Origin of the sequence: Arcobacter peruensis (genome assembly GCF_003711085.1) — a bacterium.
GTDB classification, from domain to species: Bacteria; Campylobacterota; Campylobacteria; order Campylobacterales; family Arcobacteraceae; genus Poseidonibacter; species Poseidonibacter parvus.
Genome location: NZ_CP032363.1, coordinates 2,235,740 through 2,258,987, shown reverse-complemented (window position 1 = coordinate 2,258,987; position 23,248 = coordinate 2,235,740). Strand labels below are relative to the sequence as shown.

Sequence of the window (23,248 nt, the reverse complement as noted above, 5' to 3'; positions counted from 1 at the left end):
TAGAATAATATAAATATTCACATATTTCATAAACTCTTTTATATCAATCTGACGAGATAAGATAAATTCCTACTTAGAAATTAAAAATATCTAAGTTAAAGTAATAAGTCTCTCAAACTCTACTTTTTGAACAAGTTAAATAAATTGAGCTATGTTATATATTTTTAGAATCTTTGCAAAGTTCAATAATCTCATGATATTTAAATTCATCAATTCTTGTTTTTATATCTTCTGTTAATTCTTTTGATAATTGTTCTTTATTTAACAATTCTGAAATTACTTTGTTATCCATATTATTACAAGCTTCAATTAGTTTTTCTAAATTTTCTTTTGAAATACTTTTATAATCAAGTTGTTTTGCTTCTTCATTATTTTCTTCATATTTTAAATCTGCACCAATGTATTTTTCTAACATTAATAAAAGTTCACTCTCTTCAATTGGTTTTGCTATAAAATCATTTGCACCTGTATTTAAAGCATTTTTCTTATCTTCACTAAATACATTTGCAGAAACTACAACTATTGGTATTTTTTTATCTGTTTTTCTAATTTCTTTTATTGTTTTAATACCATTTAATTTTGGCATTAATATATCCATAAAAATGATATCAATTTTCTCTTTTTTATAAATATCTAAAACCTCTAAACCATCTTTTGCTTCATAAGTTTTAATTCCATAAAAAGATAAAAGCTCTATAAGTAATTTTCTATTCTCTTCTATATCATCAACTACAAGGGCTGTTTTTGTAAACTCTTGATTTTTCATTCCTACAATTAAGTCTTTATTTTTAATATCTTCTACTAAATCTTTTGAAGCTTTTTTATAGTTAACAGAAAAATAAAATTTACTACCCTCTCCTCTTTGGCTTTTTGCAGAAATACTCCCACCCATTAAACTTATTAACTCTTTTGTAATAGACAAGCCTAATCCTGTTCCATTTTTATTGTAATTTTCTTCTTTGATCTGTTCAAAAGGTTTGAAAATCTTTTCTAAATCCTCTTTTGAAATCCCAATACCAGTATCACTTACTTCAAAAAACAATTTATTCATGCTTTCATAAATATATAAATTTATCTCACCTTTTGTTGTAAACTTTAAAGAATTACTTAAAAGATTAATCAGTACTTGTCTTAATCTTTGTTCATCTAAAGTTACAAATTTTGGTAAATTTGAAGCATAAGTAATATTAAAATTTAAACCCTTAGCTTTTGACCTAAATAAAAATAAAGCTTCGATTTCTTTTATTGTTTCATGAAGATTAAATGTTTTTGGAAGTACTTCTATTTTTCCTGCTTCTATTTTTGATAATTCTAAAATCTCATTTATTATATTTAGTAAATAGTTTGCACTTTTTTTAATCGTATGAAGATTTTCTTTCTCATTTGTATTAATATTATTTGACTTTGAAAGTAAGTTTGAAAAACCCAAAATTGCATTTAGTGGTGTTCTTAATTCATGACTCATTCTTGCTAAAAATATTGATTTTGCTTTATTTGCATTTCTTGCATCATCAATTGCAAGTTTTAATTGCTCCTCACTTGAAATAAGTTTTTGAGTATTTTCTTTAAAAATTGCAACAGAGCCAATCATATCTCCTACTTCATCTTGATATTTATTTTTATCTAATTGCACGTCCATTTTATTTGAAGAAAGTTTTAACATAGCAACTCTTAGTAAATCTATTGGATAAACAATTCTAATTAAGATTGTAAAAAATGACATTAGAAAAATTATAATAGAAAAAAGAACAATTACATTTACATAAAACTCTAGCTCTTTTACTTCAAGTTGTGAATTATCAACTTGTTTTTTTGTTCTTGATTCAAAAGCTTTATAAAACTTATCTAATGGCTTCATTATTCTTATTTTTGCTTGATGATATTCATCAGAGTGCATTAAATTTCTTGCAAATTTAAAATCACCTCTTTTTACAGCTTGCATTGCTTTATGTTCTAAATTTGTTAGATAATCTGATTCATCTTGTGAATTAATAAGTAAATTTAGCTCATCTTCGGAGAAATTTGCTCTAATCATTAACTCTCGTAAAGATACTTTTTCTCCATCTAGTAAAGGTTTTTTATTATCAAGTGTATAAAAATCCCAAAAAATTCCTCTATATCTTTTTGGTCTTGGTATTTTCCCATTTCTTATGTCTAAAACTGTTTGAAACTGTTCTTTAAACATTTCATTTCCAGTTACAACATAAGTTCTTGCCATTCTTGTTAAATCATCACTACTTTGTCTAAGTTCTTGTGCTAATAGTAGTGATTTGTATTGCATTTGGTAAGCATCTTCAAGTTGTATTGTTGCTTTTTGATATTTGTTAATTACAATTGCAACAAAAATAAAAGAAACTGTATTTAAAATAAACAGTAACATAAAAAGTTTCTTTAAATTCAATAGTTTTCCTCATATATATCTAATTTAAGTTCATCTATAATTTTACTAATAGAAAAACTCATAAGTGATTTAAACATGGTTAAAAAATATACAATACTAATAGTTGATGACAAAGTTGAAAATTTAAAATATTTAAATACAATTTTAAAAGAAGAAAACTACGAAATAAAAGCTACGATAGATGCTCATTTTGCTATTGATTCAGTAATAAAAAACCCTGTTGATTTAATACTTTTAGATATTAAAATGCCAGAGTTAAATGGTTTTGAAGTGTGTAAAATCATTAAAGAAAAAGAAAATTTAAAAGATATTCCTATTATTTTTATAAGTGCACTTGATGATGTAAACAGTAAGGTTGAAGCCTTTGAAAAAGGTGGAGTTGATTATATTACAAAACCTTTTGAAGAAAAAGAAATAAAAGCAAGAATAAAAATGCAGCTAGAACTCTCACAAAGTAAAAAAACTATTAGTGATTTATATGAACAACAAGACTTTTTCTTAAAAAAAATTGTTCATGAAATGAACACACCTTTAGGAGTTATAACATTAAACATAAATAGTCTAGAATCAAGTATAGGTAAAAAAGATGAGTTTGAAGCAATACTTGCATCTTCTAAATCTTTATCTTCAATTTATGAAGATATTTATTATCTAAGTAAAAAAGAAAAAAGAGTTTTAGATGTGGAAGAGATAAATATGATGCGATATTTATCAAAGAGAATCTCTTTTTTTCATGAATTAGCATCTGTAAAAGATATCTTTTTAGACTTGCATATTGATGATGATTTTAGTATAAAAATGAATAAATACGAACTTGAAAGAGTTATTGATAATACAATATCAAATGCTATTAAACACTCTTTTGAAGATACTTGTGTTGATATATATATTGAAAAAAACAAAATAAAAGTTCAAAATTATGGACATGAAATTAAATCAACGGATAATATTTTTAAGGCTTTTCATCAAGATGATAATGAAAAAGGTTTAGGCCTTGGATTAAATATCATAAAAGAAATATGTGAAAAGTATGATATAAACATAGAATTAAATGTAAATGAGAAGAACACTGAATTTTCTTATGACTTTACAAAAATTTCACTAGGATAAATATGAAAGTTTTTTTATTAGAAGATGATTTTGCTTTAAATAAGATTATCTCAAACTCTTTAAAAAATAGAGGTTTTTTTGTAGATAATTGTTTTGATGGATATAAAGCTGTTGAAATGGTAATGAATAACTCTTATGATTTTTTTATCTTAGATTTAAATGTTATTGGTTTCGATGGACATAAAATCTTAGAAATCATTAGAGAAGAAAATAAAGAAACGCCTGTAATTATTATGAGTGCTCAAATTGATATGGAAAATATCAAAAAATCTTACGCTCTTGGTTGTAATGATTATATTAAAAAACCCTTTGACTTTGAAGAACTTTTTTTACGAATACAATATCATGTACAAAAACAAAATAAAACTGATAAGTTTTTAACAACGCTTGGAAACTCTTATAGTTTTGATTTATTAGAACAAACTTTATATTATAAAGAACAAAGTATTGATTTAAGCGTAAAAGAAAAACTTCTAATGTCACTACTTGTTCAAAATCTAAATAGTATTACTTCAATTGAAATGATTCATGAGTATGTTTGGGATTCAAAAGAGATGGAAGCAGTAAGCATGAGAAGTTTAATTCATAAAATAAAGAAAAAACTAAAAAGTGGAATGATTATTAATTTTAGAGGCGAAGGCTATAAATTAATTAATCATGAAGAATATTAATTAATTTAATGTAAAATTAAGCTTTAATTATCTTTGTGTATACTTTTTTACTCCAAATATCACTTAATTTAATTTAAAATTAAGTAATTGAATATTTTATATACACTTTTTATAATCTTAATCTAAATAATTTTGTCATAATTATTCCATAAGCATAAAAAGGAAGATTTATGAAAGAGAAATTAATAGTAATTGGTAATGGAATGAGTGGTTTACGAACCATAGAAGATTTGTTTGATATTCAAAAAGATAAATATGATATTACAATTTTTGGGGAAGAACCTCATGTTAACTATAATAGAATCATGCTATCTTACCTTTTATCAGGCGAAAAAACTTTCGAAGATACAATTATAAATCATCAAACTTGGTACGATGAACATAATATCACTTTACACAAAGGTGATAAAGTAGTAAAGATTGATAAAGAAAACAAAAAAGTATATAGCCAAAATGGAAAAGAATTAAGTTACGATAAATTACTAATTGCAACTGGTTCAAACTCTTTTATTCCTACAACACCTGGAAGTGAACTTGAAAATGTTATAGGATTTAGAACAAAACTTGATAGTGATACTATTTTAGATTTAATTTCAAAAGATAAAACAGCAGTTGTAGTTGGTGGTGGACTTCTTGGACTTGAAGCTGCTTACGGTATTGCAATGCACGGAATTAAGACAATTTTAGTTCATAGAAGTGGTTCAGTATTATCTCAGCAACTTGACTCTACAGGTGGTAGACTTTTACAAAAAAACCTTGAAACTTATGGAATTGAATTTAAATTAAATACTACAATTGAAAAAATTGAGGGTCAAACAAAAGTTGAAAGTGTAACTTTTACTGATGGAGAGACTGTTGAATCAAATATAGTAGTATTTGCAACAGGAATTATTCCTAATAAAGCACTTGCTATTGAAACTGGTCTTGAAACAAAAAAAGGTATTCTTGTAAATGATCACCTTCAAACATCTGATGAAGATATCTTTGCAATTGGTGAATGTGCAGAACATGATGGAAATACATACGGATTAGTAGCACCTCTTTATGAGCAAGCAAAATTCTGTGCTAAAAAATTAGCTGGAAAAGATAGCGATGGTTATTCTGGTTCTACACTTTCTACTAGACTTAAAATCTCAGGTGTTGATTTATTCTCTGCTGGTGATTATTTAGGTGATGAAACAACTGAAGAATTAATATTACTAGATGAAAAAGTTGGTATTTATAAAAAACTTGTAATTTATGATAATAAAATTATTGGTATTGTTTTATATGGAGATACAGCTGATGCTTCATGGTATTTAAAACTTCTAAAAGAACATACAGATATCTCTGATTTAAGAACAAAAATTCTTTTTGGAAAATCAGCACTATCAGGTGATGCAGGTCATGGTGGAAATGATATAAAATCAATGAGTGATGATGAAGAAATTTGTGGATGTAATGGAATTACTAAAGGTCAAGTTGTTTCTGGAATTAAAGAAAATGACTTAAAAACTTTAGGTGAAGTGAAAACATGTACAAAAGCTGGAGCTTCTTGTGGTTCTTGTTTAGGTATTGTTGAACAAATTTTAGTAGATACTTTAGGTGATGAATACAACGATACAATTGAAGGTATTTGTGACTGTTGTGATGTTGGACATAAAGATATAAAAGCTTGTGTTGATACAAATGAGTTTGATAATGTTTATGATGTATTTAGAAAACTTGATTGGAAAACAGAAGATGGATGTGTCAAATGTCGTCCTGCTGTAAACTACTACTTACTTGTAAAATATAATGATGACAAATATAAAAATGATAAAAGATCTGCTCTTATAAACGATAGAGTTTTTGCAAACATCCAAAAAGATGGTACTTATTCAGTGGTTCCTAGAATTTGGGGTGGATTAACAAGTCCTAAAGAGTTAAAAGATATGGCAGATATTGCTGTTAAATATGATGTTCCAACTGTAAAATTCACAGGTGGTCAAAGACTTGATATGTTAGGTGTTAAAAAAGAACAACTAGAGCCTATGTGGAAAGATTTAAATGATTGTGGTTTTGTATCAGGTCAAGCTTATGCAAAAGGACTTAGAACTGTTAAAACTTGTGTTGGAAATCAATGGTGTAGATTTGGAACACAAGATGCAATGCAAACGGGTATTGATATTGAAAAAATGACTTGGGGTTCATGGACACCACATAAATTCAAAATTGCAGTATCAGGATGTCCAAGAAATTGTGCAGAAGCAACTATTAAAGATATTGGTGTAATTGCTGTTGATTCAGGATGGGAAATTAGTATTGCAGGAAATGGTGGTATTAAAGTAAGAGTTACTGACTTTTTTACAAAAGTTGCTACAAATGAAGAGTTGTATCATTACATAAAAGCGATTATGCAATTTTATAGAGAAGATGCATACTACCTAGAAAGAACTGCTCATTGGGTTGAAAGAGTTGGTTTACAATACGTTAAAGATGCACTTTTAAAAGATAAATCACAAGTAGATTTTTATGCAGCTAGATTTGATGAATCGCAAAGAACAGCTCAAATTGACCCATGGGAAAAATCAAGAAAAGACGGCTTTACAGATGAGTTTAGTCCAATAGTAATAGCACCAGAAAATTCAGAAAGTTTTGAAGCAAAGGAAACAGTATAATGGCAAAATGGATTAAAATAACAGAAACTGAAAATATCCCATCAATGGGTTCAAGAGTAATTCAATACGGTGAAATCGAAATCGCAGTTTTTAAAACAAGAGATGGTTCAATTTTTGCAATAAACAATGAATGTCCTCATAAACAAGGAAAACTAAGCGAAGGTTTAGTTCATGAGCATGTAGTAACTTGTCCTATGCATAATTGGGATATTGACCTTAAATCTGGTGAAGCTTTAGGAAATGATAGTGGATGTACTAATGTTTATGAAAGTAAAATTGAAGATAATATTTTTTATATAAATCTTTAAAATATATCCTTTTTAACACCTTTTTTATAAGATGAGTTTTATCTCATCTTATATCCTAAACCTGAAACATTAACAATATATTCACTTCCAAGTTTTTTTCGTAAGTCTCTTACTACACTTCTAATAGCTGATAAACTCATTGATTTATTTCCCCAAACTTGATACTCTATTTCTTCATAATTTACTATTTTATTAAAATCTTTACATAATAATTTTAAAAGTCTTATCTCTTTTTTATTTAGATGAATCACCTCATCATTTAGCATTAACTCACATTTATCAAAGTCAATTTTTGTATTCTTATTTACTTCAATTATTGAAGGTAGTTCATTATCCATTTTTATCAGAAATGCTTCAAATGCTTTGAATAATTCATCTTCTGTTACAGGTTTAATTATATATCTATCAACACCTTCGTGTATGGCTTTTATAAGAAGGTCTGTATCTGTATGTGCTGATACAATTATTGTATAAGAGTTTGATGAAAGTTTTTTTATCTCTTCAAGTAAATCAAATCCACCCATATTTGGCATTTTTAAATCTGTCATTACAATATCAGGAAGATTTGCTTCATATTTATCAAGACCATCAAATCCGTCTATTGCTGTATATACTTCTTTAAAAAAGAACTTTAGCATTGAAGATATATTTTCTCTTATAATATTTTCATCTTCAACTAATAGTATTGTTTTAGTTTTTAGTCTTTGAACAATCTGCATTATCATTTCCTTTAATATTTGGCATAGATATAATAAAATTAGCACCTAGGTCTGTATTTTTTACGTTTAAAGTTCCTTGCATATGTTTTTGAATTATCTCTTTTGATATATACAAACCAATACCCGTACCATTATGTTCTTTTGTTGTAAAATATGGCTCGAAAATTCTATTTATATGTTCAGGTTCAATTCCACCTGCATTATCTTTTATTTCACAAAAGATATTTGACTCATTGCTTGATAGGTATATTTCTATTTTAGGATTTTGTATTTTTCTTTCTAGTAATACATATTTAGCATTAGATATTATATTTAAAACAACTTGGGAAAATTCGCTTGCATATCCAAAAGCTTTTATCTCTTTTGTATTATAAATTTGAAGATTAATATTATCATTTTCTAAAGATGCTTTTAAAATTTTATATGCTTTTTTTACTTCCATTTTTAAATCAAAACACTCTTTTTCTTTTCCAGGTTTAAAAAATGTTCTAAAATCATCAATAGTTTGTGACATATATTTTAACTGCTCATTAGCTTCTTTCATTCTATCATCTAAAAAGTTCTTATCTACTCCTTGAGAAATTGCTGTCCATTTTATATTCATCATAATAGCACTTACTGCACTAATTGGCTGTCTCCATTGATGAGCTATATTTCCAATCATCTCACCTAAAGCAGCTAGTTTTGATTGTTGTATTAAAAGATTTTCTTTTTCCCTTTGTTTTACAACTTCTTCATTTACTTTTTTATGAAGTGTTTTATTAAAAGTATCAAGCTCTTTTACTTTTAATTCTAAGGATTCATTTAATCTAGAAATTTTTTCTTCATCTTTTCTTTTTATATTTAGATAAACAATAAAACTAAGTAATACCCCAATTGCTACAAAAACTAAATATGTAATAGTTTGTTCTTTTTCTTTGTTTATTATTTGAAGTTGTTCATACTCTTCTTTAACATCAAAAGTAACACTAATACCACCTCTGATATCCCCTACTTTATATCCTTGATGAGAGTGACACTTAAGACAGCTTTGTTCAGTTTTTAATGCTCCCATAAATTTAAACTGATTATTCTCAATTTTCCAATAATATGGAACTTCAATATTTTCATCAAAATAGTTTAAAATCTTTTTCTCATCTTCATTTGGCGCATTATTTTTGTTTATTAATTTATTACTAGTGATTTTTAAGGTAAATCCATCTCTTTTACTTGCTATTTGTGATATTTGTCTTGTCATAAAAGCGGGATTAACCCAGACTAATGTCTCACCATTTTCTGATTTAATTGAATTGGGATTTAAGTATGGATTAGGACTTAACTCTTCACTTTTGATATATACACCATCATATTTAGCATTCCAGTGTCTCATATCAACTATTAAATCAAAAATAGCAACAGCTTTATTTTTTAATGAGTTTTGCAATAAATCTTCTTGTATCTTGTAAGAATCTTTTATTGTATTTCCAATTATGAAAAATAAACTAAGAAGAAAGAATAAAAAAACAAAGATAAAAATAATAGATTTCTTGATGAGTACTCTTTTTATTTATATTATAAATTATATTAATTACATTCTATTTATTTGATTGTCTATTTATTATACAGACAAATCTTATTTTCACATTTTTTTCCTCACTTTCTTTGTTTTAATATTCTCATGTGATTGAAACAGATGTTTTCTATCAAAATCTAAACTACAAAAAAGGAAAAACATGGCTTATTTAGAACCCTCAGAATTTGTTACCAAGATGGTTGATTCAGGTGAATCAAAAGTTTACATGTCTACAAAAGATACATTAATTAGAGCATATATGGCTGGTGCAGTTTTAGCATTAGCTGCAGTATTTGCAATTACAGTTGCAATGAAATCAGGATCTCCAATTTTAGGAGCTGCTTTATTCCCTATTGGTTTTATTATGTTGTACTTAATGAAGTTTGACTTATTAACTGGTGTATTTATGTTAGTACCATTAGCATGGCTTGATAAAAGACCTGGCGTTACAACAAGTCAAGTTTTAAGAAACTGGGGATTAGTTGCACTTGGTAACTTTGGTGGTGCTTTTTCTGTTGCTGTTATGATGGCATTTATCTTTACTTATGGATTTAATACTGATGGTGGAGCAATTGCTGCAAAAGTTGCTGCTATTGGAGAAGCTAGAACATTAGGTTATGCTGCACATGGAGGAGATGGATGGTTAACTGTATTTATTAGAGCAATGTTATGTAACTGGATGGTATCTATGGGTGTTGTTGGAGCAATGGTTTCTACATCAGTTTCAGGGAAGTTTTTAGCAATGTGGATGCCAATTATGCTGTTCTTCTTTATGGGTTTTGAACACTCGATTGTAAATATGTTTTTATTCCCATTCTCATTAATTATGGGTGGTGAATTTACTATTGCTGATTACTTATTATGGAATGAATTACCAGTTGCTTTAGGTAACTTATTTGGTGGTTTATTGTTTGTTGGTTTACCATTATATTACACACATGTTAGAACAGCTGCAAAAAGAGATATATAAAAAATAAGACTATAGGAATAATTCCTATAGTTTTTTTAATTAAAAGGAATCAAAGATGACTAAAATAGAAATGACAGAAGAAATTATCATTGCTAAAAAAGAGTTAGGTTTATCATGGGAAGATATAGCTTCAAAAGTAGATATTTCACCAGTGTTTTTAACATCTGCTTGTTTAGGAATGAATAGTTTACTAAAAGACCAAGCAAAAAAAGTTTGTAAAGTTTTAAAATTAGGAAAAGAAGTTGCGATAACTTTACAAGAGTTTCCACATAAAAATTGGGAAAAAACAATTCCTACAGATCCTGTTGTTTATAGATTTTATGAAATTGTAGGCGTTTATGGCGATACAATTAAAGAACTTATTGGTGAAAAATTTGGTGATGGAATTATGAGTGCTATTGATTTTTCAATGGACATAGACAAAGAAGAAAATCCAAAAGGAGATAGGGTTGTAATTACAATGAATGGTAAATTCTTACCATATAAATCTTGGTAATTAGATACAATTAAAAATGCCAAATAAACTAGAAATACAATTAGGACAATATTCTAATAAAGGACGTAAAGAAATCAATCAAGATTTCCACGATACTAGAATCCCTACACAGCCACAACTAACAAATAAAGGTATTGCAATTGCAATTGCTGATGGTATTAGTAGTAGTGAAGTAAGTGGCGAAGCTAGTAAAGTATCTGTTACTTCTTTCTTAGAAGATTATTATTGTACTAGTGAATCATGGAGTGTTAAAAAATCTGCTTCTAGTGTTTTAAAAGCAACTAACTCATGGCTTCACTCAAAAAACTGGAAAAACAAATATCACCTTGATAAAGATAGAGGCTATGTTTGTACTTTTACTTCATTAATTTTAAAATCAAATACTGCACATATACTTCATATTGGGGATGCTAGAGTTTACAGATTAAGAGATTCCAAACTTGAAGTATTAACAAAAGATCATAGAGTTTGGGTTAGTGATGATAAAAGCTATCTCTCAAGAGCTATGGGAATTGATTCTATTTTAACACCTGATTATGAAAATTGTGAAATACAAAAAGATGATATCTTTTTACTTATGACAGATGGAGTTTATGAGTTTTTAAAAGAAGATTTTATTATAGAAACCTTGCAAAAACAAATTGATGATTACAATATAACAGCAAAGTATTTAATTGATAAAGCTTATGAAAATGGCAGTGATGATAATTTAACAATTCAAATAGCAAAAATAGAAAACGTACCAAATAAAAATATTGATGAAATTCATAAGCAATTAACAAGTAGACCAATTCCTAATGTACTTGAAGCTAGAATGATTTTTGATGATTATGAGATATTAAGAGAGTTAAGTCATACAAGCAGAAGCCATGTTTATCTAGCATTAGATAAGCTAAGTGATGAAAAGGTTGTGATAAAAGCTCCCTCAATTGATTTAAAAGATGATAAAGCATACTTAGAACGATTCTTAATGGAAGAATGGATTTCAAAACGAATAAATCATGAAAACGTATCAAAATCCTATTTGCAGAATAGAAAAAGAAACTATTTATACAATGTTAGTGAATATATTAAAGGTGAGACTTTAACACAATGGCTAATTGATAATCCAAATGAAAAGTTTGAAGTAAAAAGAGATATTATCAAGCAAATAGCAAAAGGTTTATACGCTTTTCATAAACAAGAAATGGTGCATCAAGATTTAAGAACTGAAAATATTATGATTGATTATCAAGGAACAGTTAAAATAATAGACTTTGGAGCTACAAAAGTTAAAGGTATATTAGAAAATAACACTACTCTTGAACAAGAGAATCTACTCGGTACTGCTTTATATTCTGCTCCTGAATATTTTATTGGAAAACAAGGTACTTCAAAATCTGATATTTTTTCTCTTGGAGTAATTACATATGAAATGCTTAGTGGAAAATTTCCTTATGGAACAAGTGTAGCAAGATGTGTTAGTAAGGCTGCTCAAAATAGATTAAAATATGAAAGTTTATATCCTAAAGTTCCTATTTGGGTAGATGAAGCTTTAAAAAAAGCATTACAAGTAAACCCAGAAAAAAGATACGATGAGGTTTTAGAATTTATTTATGATTTAGAAAATCCAAATAAAAAGTTTCTAAGCAAAAAACCTAGTGCTTTAATTGAAAGAAATCCACTTTTATTTTGGCAAAGTTCTACAATAATTCTTTTATGTATTGTAGTTTTTTTACTACTTAAATAATATACACAAAAGAATAAACTGTATATTATATATTCAAATAAAGTATGATTTATATCCATAATAACTGTATAATAATAAAAAATCATATGGAAAAAGAATGAAAGAATTTATAGAAACCTATAATCAACACAAAGATGAAATAGAATTCTTTGTACAAGAAAGTGTTAAAAATCTTGGTGATTTAATGCCTCTTAAAAAAAACAATTTTTTAAAGTTATTTAATTTATTTCCATCACTAGAATTAATATATTTTACAAATAAAACAACAAAGATTCAGCTTGAAGGAAATTATTATCGAAATAGAATTGATTTAGAAGCAAAAGGCAAAAATAGATCTTATGTGATATCAAAGCTTGAATTTAAAGAAGATAATATTGCTTTTTCAAAACCATATATTAGTTCAGCTACAAGAAATACTTGTATTACGGTTACTGTAAAAGAAGATGATCAAATTATATTTCTAGACCTTCGTCTTGATATTTTATTAGAAAAATTAAATTTAATTGAACTAAATAAGCCTTTTCATAAATTAACAAAAGCCTTTTATATTCTTGCAGGTTTTTCAATGATTACTTTATCAATAATGACAATTGCATATTCATTATATGAATTTGTTTATTATATATTTATTGAAACAACACTAAATCTAGAAATGATATTTAAACCTATAATTGCGCTGACCTTAAGTATTGCAATATTTGACTTGGCAAAAACAATATTAGAGCAAGAAGTATTCTTTAAGTCCTACTCTAAAAACTCTAAGGTTGAAACTAAAATATTAACTAAGTTTTTAAGTACTATTATTATTGCTTTATCTATTGAAGCACTTATTGTTGTGTTTAAAATAGCACTTAATGATTATGAAAAGATGATAAATGCCTTTTATTTAATAGCAGGTATTTCAATAATTTTATTATCACTCACTGCATTTATTCATTACTCTAATAAAAAGCATAAATAAAAACAAGCCTAGTTTTCATCTCTTAAGGGTATTGAGATGATGAACTGGGCACCCTTATAAGTTTTATTATCAAAAATACTCTCTTTGTTAGAAACTTGTATATCTGCATTTAAATGCTTCTGTACAATTTCTTTACTCATATATAAGCCAATTCCTGTACCTTGACTTTGATGTTTTGTTGTAAAATATGGTTCAAATATTCTATCTATAATATTTTCAGAAATTCCTCCTGCACTATCGCTTACTTCGAAAATTATTTCATTTTTGATTTTTGATATATTAATAGAAATATATCTAGCATTAAGGTCTTCAATTTTTACTAATTCATCTTTTGCATTATTTAGAATATTTATTAATACTTGAATTAATTCATTTTCATAAGTAGTTATTTCAATTTCTTCTATTTCTTCAATAATCTTAATATTTTTACTTTTAAACTCTGCACTTAAAAGTTTAAATACCTTTTCTAATAAATCATTTGTAAGAGTTTTACTTTTATCTTTATTTGGGGTAAAGAAATATCTAAAATCATCAATAGTGTTTGATAAGTGATTAGCTGAATTAATAATTAAATCAAAAGATTCTGTATAATCTTTATCTTCTAAAATACCTAACTCTTTTCTTAGTTTTAAAGCTGATACTGCAGTAGTTATTAAAGAAAGAGGTTGTCTCCATTGATGAGCAATATTTCCTATCATCTCACCCATTGCAGCCATCTTACTTTGCTGGAATAAAACTTTATTCTTTTTGTAATTTTTTCTAACTTCTTCATCAACAGTTTGTTTTAAAGAGTTGTTTAAATTACGTAATTCTTCTTGGTTTTCATTTAATTTGTCATAAAGACTTCTTAATTCTTTTGAATATAAATAGTAGCTAATAATAAAAAGTACTAATCCTAACAATAATAAAAATAGTCCTAAATACAAAAATACACTTTGCTTATACTCTTTAATATCTTTTGTATCAATTTTATTTATATCTTTAAAAGATAAGAAGCTTGCAAGTTTTTCACCATTATAAAATATTGGTGTATTAATTATTAAATAAGTATCTTCAACTAAGTAGTCCTCTTTATTTATAAATTTATCAATATCTTTATTTTTTAAGTATTCTGTTATTTTTTTATCAACAGAGAGATTAGCTATATAATGATTTTGGATAAATATATTTGTAAATGCATTTTCTCTTAATTGCTTAGTAAATTTTTCTTCCACTATAATAACAGGTTCAATAGCATCACTATTTCTTAAACCTCTTGTAATTGAATTAAAATGTGTTATTGATTCAATGATTCCAATAAATTTATTATTCTCAAAAATAGGAACCATTGCTTTAAAAGCTATATCATACTTACCTACACTAATAGTGCTTTTGATTTTTGGTTCATTTATCATTGAAAGAATATCTTTTCTAATTTTATATACTTCATCATTTTTCTTTTTTGACCAAGTACGATATAAACTCACTCCCTTTGCATCAAGTACTTGAAACCATACATTTTTAAATGCCGTTTCCTTTCTTAAAAGGTAAGATAAATTATTTAGTTGTTTTCCATCTTTTTGGTATTTTATTATATTTAACACATCTTTATTTAAAGATAATGGAATAGTTAAAGCTAAAGTGGCATTCTTCTTTTTTTCTATTGTTGATTTTATTTTATCTTGTATACTCTTTGAAATAAGTGCATATTTCTTCGATTGTAGTTTATATTCTTTTTTTGAAAGATAATTGCTAGTTATTAAAATAGCTATTATAGAAACAATTATAAAAACAATTATTGTTATGATTTTATATAAATTTATTTTCATAATATAATTATTACATAATAGTAATAAAAGCAATAATAATTTTTATAATATATAATAATCAAATGGTTATTTTATAAACAGTTTGTAAAAATAGTTCATAAAAATATACTGTATACTAAATTATTATTGTTAATTTCTGTATAATTAATTTATACAAAAAAAGGTTAGAAAATATGCAAGACTTTATCGCACAGGATGAGATTTCAAAAGAGATATTAAACTCAGCAAAACTATTACAAGCTGTTAATGTACATGCCCTAATATTAGGAGGTGCAGGTGTTGGTAAAAAATCACTTGCTCAATATATACTGCCAAATTCTAATATTTATAATTCAAAGTCATTACAACAAGATATCCAAGATGAAGTAATAAATCTACAAAATGATGCAATAATTATTGATAAAATTGATGAACTTACGAATATTGACCTTTTCTTAAAATGGATAAATACAAATGATATTAGAATTATTGCAATATCGGAAAATAATATGTTAAACCAAAAGTTAAAAGATATATTTTCAATTAATCTTGAAGTACCAAGTTTACATAAAAGAGAGTTAGATACTAAAGCATTAATTCATAAGTTTTCACTTGAAGCTTCAAGAACTTTAGATATGGAAATGATCTCTTCATCTAAATTAATTACAAATATTACAAATAACACTCACTCATTAAGAAAATCTATTTATTTTTCTTATCTTTTTGAAACAATTGGTGAAGAAGAGATATTAATGTTTTTAGAAAAATATCTAGGTGAGAATCTAGGTGAAGATAATGCATACAAAAACCTTTTATATCTATTTGAAGTTCCTTTAATAAAAGCATCAACAAAAAAATACAAATCTCAGGTTCAAGTTTCTAAACATTTAGGCTTAAATAGGATAACATTAAGAAAAAAATTGGAAACGCATAAAGAATTACTATGAATGATTTAAATATACAAATTGAAGAACTTATCTCACAAAATGCAAATGATTTTGAGATATCAAAAGTTTTTAAAAACTATTTTAAAAACTATGTTGCATCTATTGATACTACACTTGAAACTACGGGTGGAAAAGACTTTTTTATAAAACATACAAAACATACTGATAAATTCCTAATTTTACTTTATAAATATATTTTACGTAAAAACTTTGGTTCATATCAACCAATGAGCTCTTCAGTTCCTATTAGTCTTGTGGCACTTGGTTCTTACGGAAGACAGCAGCTTTGTATCTATTCTGATATTGACATTATGATTCTATATGAGGATATAAAAGGTTATAACTTAAAAGAAATTATGGAAGAGTTTATTACTCTTGCATGGGATTGTGGTTTAAAATTAGGTTCTAGGGTTCATGAGTTAAAAGAAGTAGCACTTAGTGTTGCTGAAGATATAACTATTAAAAGTTCAATTTTAGAATCAAGACTTATTTTTGGTTCTAAATATCTTTGGTATGGTTATGAAAATGTATTACATCTTATTAGAAAAACAAATCAAAAAGAGTTTGTATTAGATAAGCTTGAAGAACATAAACAAAGATTATTAAAGTATCCACTGAAAATGGAACCTAATATTAAAGATGGTTATGGTGGTATTAGAGAATCAAATATGATGTATTGGATGGCAAATATTTTATATGGAACATCAGATACGAAAAGTTTGATAGGTAGCGAATTTACAGAAGAAGAGTATAGAAAATATAGACAATCTTTAGAATATATTTTCCAAGTAAGAAATGCCTTACATAATATTGCAAGAAAAAAACAAGACCAAGTAACTTTTGATATCTTGCCTGATTTAAGTACAAAACTAGGTTTCAAAAATACACCACGGCATACAAAAGATAGACAATGTATGGCAAAACTTTTAACATGTTTACATATTATTCATAGTTTTACAGCAACAATGGTTAAAAAATTTACAAGAAAAGTTATATTTAAAAAAGAAAATATCACTTTATTAAAAGAACATCGATATAAAAAGAATCTTTATATTGTAGACAATACTTTATATACATCTTTTAATGCAAAACCAAAGAGTTTAAATAACTTAGTAAAAGAGCTTATTGACTTACCTTCAAGTGTAAAAAGATTTGATAGGTCATATATTTACTATGCAAGTAAAGCTAAGCGTCCTACTACGCAATCAAAAGAGTTAAAAAAGAATATTAAATCAATGCTCTTTAAAAAGTCTTTATATCCTATTATTAAACTAATTTACAATGCAGGATTATTTCAAGCTATTTTACCAAATACAAAAAAGATTATTGATCAACCACAATTTGATGGATATCATCAACATCCTGTTGACGTACATTCTATTAAAACATTAAAATTTGCAGAACACATTAAAGATCCTTATATTCAAGAAATTTTTAATTCCTTAACAAAACAGCAACAAAGTATTACAAAACTTGTTGCACTTTTTCATGATGCAGGAAAAGGAAGACCAACAGATCATCACATTGTTGGTGAAAAAATCTTTAAAGATATGGGTGTCTCTTTAAATTTTGATGAAGAGCATACTAAAATTGGAGCAAGACTTGTAAGATATCATAATATGATGTCTTACATAGCAACTCATGAAGATATTTATTCTGAAAAAACTATACTTAATTTTACAGGATTAGTAAAAAGTGAACTTGCATTAAGAATGTTATATGTAGTTACATACTGTGATATTTCAGCAGTTGGAACAAATATTTATAATGCATCTATGGCTTCACTTTTAAAACAATTATATACACAATCTCTTCCGGCTTTTGAGAATGAAGCATTACTAAATGAAAGTGCAAGAAGAGTTGCAAAGCAAAACACAATTAAAAACCTAAAAAGATATAAAGAATTACCAAACTTGGTTAAAAAGAAAATAATGTATATTTCTTCAAATCAAATGTTCTTAATTCTAAAAGCTGAAGATATTTTAGATATTGCAATAAAAGCAAAAGATGTAGAAAACTATATTTATAAAATAATGAATGAAAGACATTTAACAATTAGAATAATAAGAAAAGCTCCACTTAACCTTGGATACTTATTAGGAAAATTAGAGTTTTTAAATATTGCATCTATGAATATATATAAACTTTATGATGATAAAAAAGCTTTTTATATCTCATTTACTGAAAAAGTTGATGATGAAGATTTACCTTTTATTGAAGAGGTTATTAAAAGTTCATTTGATATGTCAAAAACTACAAGATTAATGGCTCCAATTATCAAAAAAGAGAACATTAAAGTTAATTGTAATCATACTGCTTATTTAGCAGCAATGAGTATAGTTGCAAAAGATCAAAAAGGTTTATTTGCTTACATTGCAAAAATCTTTGATGATTTTAATATTGAAATTGAGAGTGCTAAATTAAATACAATTAGAGGCTATGCAAAAGATTTATTCTTAATTGAAAAAAATGGAAACTTTTGCACAAAGCAAAATGAAATTATTGATTTAATGTGTATTGAAAATAAAGCAGATTAATCTGCTTTATTTGAACTCTTATTAACTTTTAGCTAAAAGCTTAGCTGCTTTAAAATCTTTTTTACCAGTTCCTAATTTTGGTACCTCTTCAACTATTTTAATCAAACTTGGAATCATTAGATTATTATCAAAAGAAGCTATTATTTTTTCCTTTAAACTACTTACAAACTCTTCATTTACATTTGAAATTAAAAGAATGATTTTTTCACCTTTCTTTTCATCTTCTATAGATGTTGCAATATAATCAGTATTTGTATCTTCAGGTAATTCAATAACTTTTGAAATCATATTCTCAATTGCAGTTAAACTAATCATCTCACCACCTAGTTTTGCAAACCTTGAATACCTATCAACAATTGTTAAAAAACCATCATTATCTAGTTTTCCTTTATCACCTGTTATGTAAAAAGTTCTATTATCAATTTTTATTAAAACTTCTTTTGTTTTCTTTTCATCTTTTAAATAGCCTTTCATAACCTGAATACCTGATATTAAGACCATTCCTTCTTCACCAATTTCTAGTTCATCAAAAGTATCTGGATTTACTATTTTGATTAAGGTTCCAGGTAGTGCCATTCCAACAGTGCCTATTTTATTTCCTTTTTGTACTGTAAATTCTGGTGTTAAAACATCAGGTAAATTACATGAAGTTACAGGTGTTGTTTCAGTTGTTCCAAAACCTTCTAAAATATCTTTTCCAAACTTCTTTTTAAAATCAATTCTTACATCATCTCTTAATTTTTCAGCACCTGCAACTGTAAGTCTTAAACTTTCAAACATCAAAGGATTTACTTTAGAATTTTTTGTATAAAGTCTAAAAAATGTTGAAGTTCCTGTTAAAATTGTTGCTTTATATTTATATATTAATTTACCCAATCCTAAACCATCAGTTGGGTCTGGATGACACACACACTTTATTCCTTCAATTAAAGGTAAAAAAGTAGTTACAACTATTCCAAAGGCATGAAAAGTTGGTAGTGAACCTACAAAAATGTCATCATCACTTACATTTAAAACATTTGCTATTTGCTGTGAATTTCCTAAGATATTATCACTACTTAACTCTATTCCTTTTGGTTTTCCTTCACTTCCTGAAGAAAATAAAATAACAACAGTATCATCTTTGTTTGTTTTTTCTAAATAAATAGCTTTTAGTAAAAAGCTTGGTAAAAACTTTACACTTAATAAAGTAATTAATCCACTTAATTTTGATATTTCTTTTTTCAAATCTTCTAAAAGAATTACATTTACTAACTCAAATACTGATGATATTTCAATGCCTTTAGCTTCTAGTTTTTCAACAAATTTTGACGAAGTTATAATTGTTTTTATTTCTGCTTTATTTATAGCTTCTTTTATTGATTGCATTGAACTTGTAAAGTTTAAATTAACAGCTGTTTTTCCCATCATTAATACAGAATTATTTATAAAAGCACCAGCTGCACTTGAAGGTAATAATAGTCCTAAGTTTTGTCCTTTTACTTTTTTCTTAAGTTGGTTTTTAAAAAGAATGCTTGCTGTTAAAAATCTATTTCCACTTAACTCTAAGCCTGTTGAATCTGCTATTATCATCTCATTTGATACTTCTTTTAACTTATCAAAAATTGTTTGACTTAAAGTTCCTAGATTTTTAATATGTTCCTTCCATGAAGATGTTGATAAAGCTATAATTTCTTGCTTTACTCTTGTAATATTTGCATTTTCTTTTTTCATTACTTTTGAAAAAGAAACAGTAACTGTATTTGTTCTATATGATTTTTTTAATTTATTATTAGCACGACTAAACATTGACTCCCACAAGCCTCTAATATAAAAAGAGACCACTCTTACATCACTGTGAGTCTGTCTTAGTATTAGTTCAAAACCTCTTTTAAACTCACCTAAATGACCATTTCTTGTAATATTTCCCTCAGGAAATAAAACTACAACATTCCCTTCATCTAATTGTCTTGCAACTTCTTTTATAGTTGATTTACTTGAAGTTCCAGAAATTGGGATGGCATTAAACATTTTAAGCAACCATTTTAAATACCATTTATTATAAATAGATTTTTCCATAACAAATTTTACATCACGTGGAACTGACATTAAAATTACAGCCCAATCAATCCATGAAACATGATTTCCTAATAGTAAAACACCTCCACTTGAAGGAATATTTTTAACATCATTTACTTCAAGTTTATACTTTAATCCAACAATCAATTTCAAAAATACTAAAATCATAGATTGTGGTAGTTTTATAACTGTAAAAAATGCACCAAAAGTTGTAATAAGTAGTATCAGATAAATAGTACTCAAAGGATCTAAAGAATAAAAAGAGACAATAGTTGTAAGGCTAAGCATTGCAAACATAAATAAAGAATGAAACCAATTATTACCTGCTAATATAGTTCCTAGAGTTTTTTTATTTGCATTAAATTGAATTAAAGCATTTAAAGGAACTACAAATAATCCTCCAAAAATACCAAAGAATAAAAAAGATAAAGCTAATAAAAATGGAGTTTGTACAATTGTTGAAATATAAACCATCAAAGCCATTCCAAACGCAGCAAGGGGAATAGTTCCTACTTCTATATAATGCTTTGAAAGTTTTGAGTAAATAAAAGCTCCAATTGCAATACCAATTCCTGAACATGCAATTACACCATTTATTACAAACACATCTGTTACTTCTAAATACTGCTTAGCATAAGAAGGGAAAACAGCCATCAAACCTTGCGAAATTCCCCAAAAAACCGAAAGTCCAATTACAGATAAAAATATTATCTTATTTGAAAAAATTGATTTTATATTTTTAGAAAAAAGTTTTCCTTTTAAGAAATCATTTTTGTTTAGAGTTAAACTATCATTTCTTTTATGCGATGTTTTTATTTTTCGTAAAATAAGTAAAGAAACAATCATTTCTAAAAAAGCAATTGGAAGAACATAGTAAGTAAGACTTAAAGTTGATGAAAGCAACTGCTCTTTTGAGCTTAAGAGCTCTAAATTATTAGAGATATAAAAGCTTTCAAAAATAAAAGAGGTAATTCCTATTGCAAAAAGTATTGCAATTATTGAAATAGATTGTAAGGCTGCATTACCTTTTGCTAAATTCTTTTTTCCATAAATGTCTAAAATTATTCCAAATTTAGCAGGTGAATAAATAGCACTTTGAACAGCCAGTAAAACTAAAATAAACATTGCAAAATAAAAGCTTCCACTTAAATAAGCAAAAATCATAAGAACTGATAAACAAAAAGATGAAATAGCACCATAAACTAAAATTGATTTTTTATCATACTTATCTGATAAATAGCCACTTAGGGTAAACAGTAGTAAAAAAGGAATAATAATCATTGCATTAATTATTGATATCCAAATAACTTGTTCACTTCCATCGAACACTTTAAAAGCAATATTTTGAAGTAATACTTTATGTGATACATCAACTAAAGCATTACAAAAAACAACAAATAAAAAAGCTAACTTTATCAGGGATAAATTTTTGATTTTTTCAAAAAGCTTATTCATTAATTATCCTTTTTTAACTTCTTTTGTTTTCTATATTTTTTTATTGAATCTAATGAAAAAATTGCTAATGCAATCCAAATTAATATAAATGTAATCATTTTATCAAAATTAAACTCTTCATTATATACAAAAACTGCAAGTAAAAAAGCACATGTTGGTCCTAAGTATTGTAAAAAACCTAATGTTGTAAGCTTAAGTCTTGTTGCAGCACCATTAAATAGTAGTAGTGGTGTAATTGTTATTATTCCACCAAGACTTAGCATTATATTAATATATGTACTTGAATTTAAAAAAGATATTGAATTTGTAGTATATAAATAGTATATTCCAATTAGTGCAAAAGGTATCATTATCAAAGTTTCTACAAATAATCCGACAATAGAACCTACATTTATTTTTTTTCGTATCATTCCATAAAAAGCAAAAGAAAATGCAAGTGTTAAAGAAACTAAAGGAAGAGAACCTAGACTAAGAACTTGGTAGAAAACAGCTATAAAAGCTATAAAAATAGCAATATATTGATTTTTAGACATTCTTTCTTGAAAGAATAAATAGCCTAAAAATATACTAACTAAGGGATTAATATAATAGCCTAGTGCTGTTTCCATAATTTTATCATTTGTAACTGCCCAAATAAAAACAAGCCAATTAAGGGAAATGAAAAAAGTTGATAATGCTAGGTATTTTAATTTAGTAAAATCTTTTATTAAAGTTTTGTAAATATCAACTTGTTTTGTAATAAAAATCAAAGGAATAAGAATAAAAAAAGACCATATAATCCTATGAATTAAAACTTCTAAAGGCTCAACACTTGATACTTCTTTAAAATAAATTGGAGCAATTGCTCCCCAAAATAAAAATGCTAATACCGCATATATTTGTCCTAATTTAATTTCTGTCAAAATCTT

The 23,248-nt window shown here is 26.3% G+C and carries 16 protein-coding genes; 10 read left to right on the top strand and 6 right to left on the bottom strand.

All coding sequences use genetic code 11. From position 1 onward, the window contains the following. Positions 1–154: 154 nt before the first annotated feature. Positions 155–2,401, bottom strand: coding sequence for a response regulator (locus D3Z07_RS11185; RefSeq protein WP_122893914.1), 2,247 nt, complete (start codon positions 2,399–2,401; stop codon positions 155–157). A gap of 75 nt (positions 2,402–2,476) precedes the next feature. Here D3Z07_RS11185 and D3Z07_RS11180 point away from each other — a divergent pair, with 75 nt between their 5' ends. The 4 genes from D3Z07_RS11180 to nirD all read left to right on the top strand — a co-directional run bounded on the left by D3Z07_RS11180 (position 2,477) and on the right by nirD (position 7,129). Then, a complete protein-coding gene (locus tag D3Z07_RS11180) occupies positions 2,477–3,511 on the top strand; it encodes a hybrid sensor histidine kinase/response regulator (protein WP_122893913.1) in 1,035 nt (344 codons plus the stop codon). A gap of 2 nt (positions 3,512–3,513) precedes the next feature. Further along, complete coding sequence (locus D3Z07_RS11175; protein ID WP_122893912.1) at positions 3,514–4,182, top strand: response regulator transcription factor; 669 nt, start codon at positions 3,514–3,516, stop codon at positions 4,180–4,182. 170 nt (positions 4,183–4,352) lie between these two features. After that, positions 4,353–6,821: a nitrite reductase large subunit NirB gene (gene nirB, locus D3Z07_RS11170; RefSeq protein ID WP_122893911.1), complete on the top strand. Its 2,469-nt coding sequence runs from the start codon at positions 4,353–4,355 to the stop codon at positions 6,819–6,821. Continuing rightward, positions 6,821–7,129: a nitrite reductase small subunit NirD gene (nirD, locus tag D3Z07_RS11165; RefSeq protein WP_076088726.1), complete on the top strand. Its 309-nt coding sequence runs from the start codon at positions 6,821–6,823 to the stop codon at positions 7,127–7,129. The genes nirB and nirD overlap by 1 nt, the downstream gene beginning before the upstream one ends. A 38-nt stretch (positions 7,130–7,167) precedes the next feature. On the opposite strand, the gene D3Z07_RS11160 is transcribed toward nirD, so the two are convergent. Beyond that, positions 7,168–7,848 carry a response regulator transcription factor gene (locus tag D3Z07_RS11160; protein ID WP_164707226.1) on the bottom strand — a complete coding sequence of 227 codons (681 nt, stop codon included), beginning with the start codon at positions 7,846–7,848 and terminating at the stop codon, positions 7,168–7,170. Continuing rightward, positions 7,820–9,271: an ATP-binding protein gene (locus D3Z07_RS11155; RefSeq protein ID WP_076088730.1), complete on the bottom strand. Its 1,452-nt coding sequence runs from the start codon at positions 9,269–9,271 to the stop codon at positions 7,820–7,822. The genes D3Z07_RS11160 and D3Z07_RS11155 overlap by 29 nt, the downstream gene beginning before the upstream one ends. A 289-nt stretch (positions 9,272–9,560) precedes the next feature. Here D3Z07_RS11155 and D3Z07_RS11150 point away from each other — a divergent pair, with 289 nt between their 5' ends. From D3Z07_RS11150 to D3Z07_RS11135, 4 genes are all read left to right on the top strand, one after another. Next, complete coding sequence (locus D3Z07_RS11150; RefSeq protein WP_076088732.1) at positions 9,561–10,370, top strand: formate/nitrite transporter family protein; 810 nt, start codon at positions 9,561–9,563, stop codon at positions 10,368–10,370. Between the two features lie 55 nt (positions 10,371–10,425). Continuing rightward, positions 10,426–10,866, top strand: a complete 441-nt coding sequence (cynS, locus tag D3Z07_RS11145; RefSeq protein ID WP_076088734.1) for a cyanase — start codon at positions 10,426–10,428, stop codon at positions 10,864–10,866. Between the two features lie 16 nt (positions 10,867–10,882). Next, positions 10,883–12,595, top strand: coding sequence for a bifunctional protein-serine/threonine kinase/phosphatase (locus D3Z07_RS11140; RefSeq protein ID WP_076088736.1), 1,713 nt, complete (start codon positions 10,883–10,885; stop codon positions 12,593–12,595). A gap of 97 nt (positions 12,596–12,692) precedes the next feature. Then, positions 12,693–13,556, top strand: a complete 864-nt coding sequence (locus tag D3Z07_RS11135; protein ID WP_076088738.1) for a hypothetical protein — start codon at positions 12,693–12,695, stop codon at positions 13,554–13,556. An 8-nt stretch (positions 13,557–13,564) separates the two neighbouring features. On the opposite strand, the gene D3Z07_RS11130 is transcribed toward D3Z07_RS11135, so the two are convergent. Further along, positions 13,565–15,364: a sensor histidine kinase gene (locus D3Z07_RS11130; protein WP_076088740.1), complete on the bottom strand. Its 1,800-nt coding sequence runs from the start codon at positions 15,362–15,364 to the stop codon at positions 13,565–13,567. Between the two features lie 173 nt (positions 15,365–15,537). Between D3Z07_RS11130 and D3Z07_RS11125 the strand changes: the two genes are divergently transcribed. Further along, positions 15,538–16,290 (top strand): Fis family transcriptional regulator, encoded by a 753-nt coding sequence (locus D3Z07_RS11125; RefSeq protein WP_076088742.1) that lies wholly within the window; start codon positions 15,538–15,540, stop codon positions 16,288–16,290. Next, positions 16,287–18,827, top strand: a complete 2,541-nt coding sequence (locus tag D3Z07_RS11120) for a [protein-PII] uridylyltransferase family protein (RefSeq protein WP_122893909.1) — start codon at positions 16,287–16,289, stop codon at positions 18,825–18,827. The genes D3Z07_RS11125 and D3Z07_RS11120 overlap by 4 nt, the downstream gene beginning before the upstream one ends. A 21-nt stretch (positions 18,828–18,848) precedes the next feature. Here D3Z07_RS11120 and D3Z07_RS11115 read toward each other — a convergent pair whose 3' ends face one another. Beyond that, positions 18,849–22,340: an acyl-[ACP]--phospholipid O-acyltransferase gene (locus D3Z07_RS11115; RefSeq protein ID WP_122893908.1), complete on the bottom strand. Its 3,492-nt coding sequence runs from the start codon at positions 22,338–22,340 to the stop codon at positions 18,849–18,851. Further along, positions 22,340–23,242, bottom strand: a complete 903-nt coding sequence (gene rarD, locus D3Z07_RS11110; protein WP_122893907.1) for an EamA family transporter RarD — start codon at positions 23,240–23,242, stop codon at positions 22,340–22,342. Before rarD ends, D3Z07_RS11115 begins: the two co-directional genes overlap by 1 nt. Positions 23,243–23,248 lie beyond the last annotated feature (6 nt).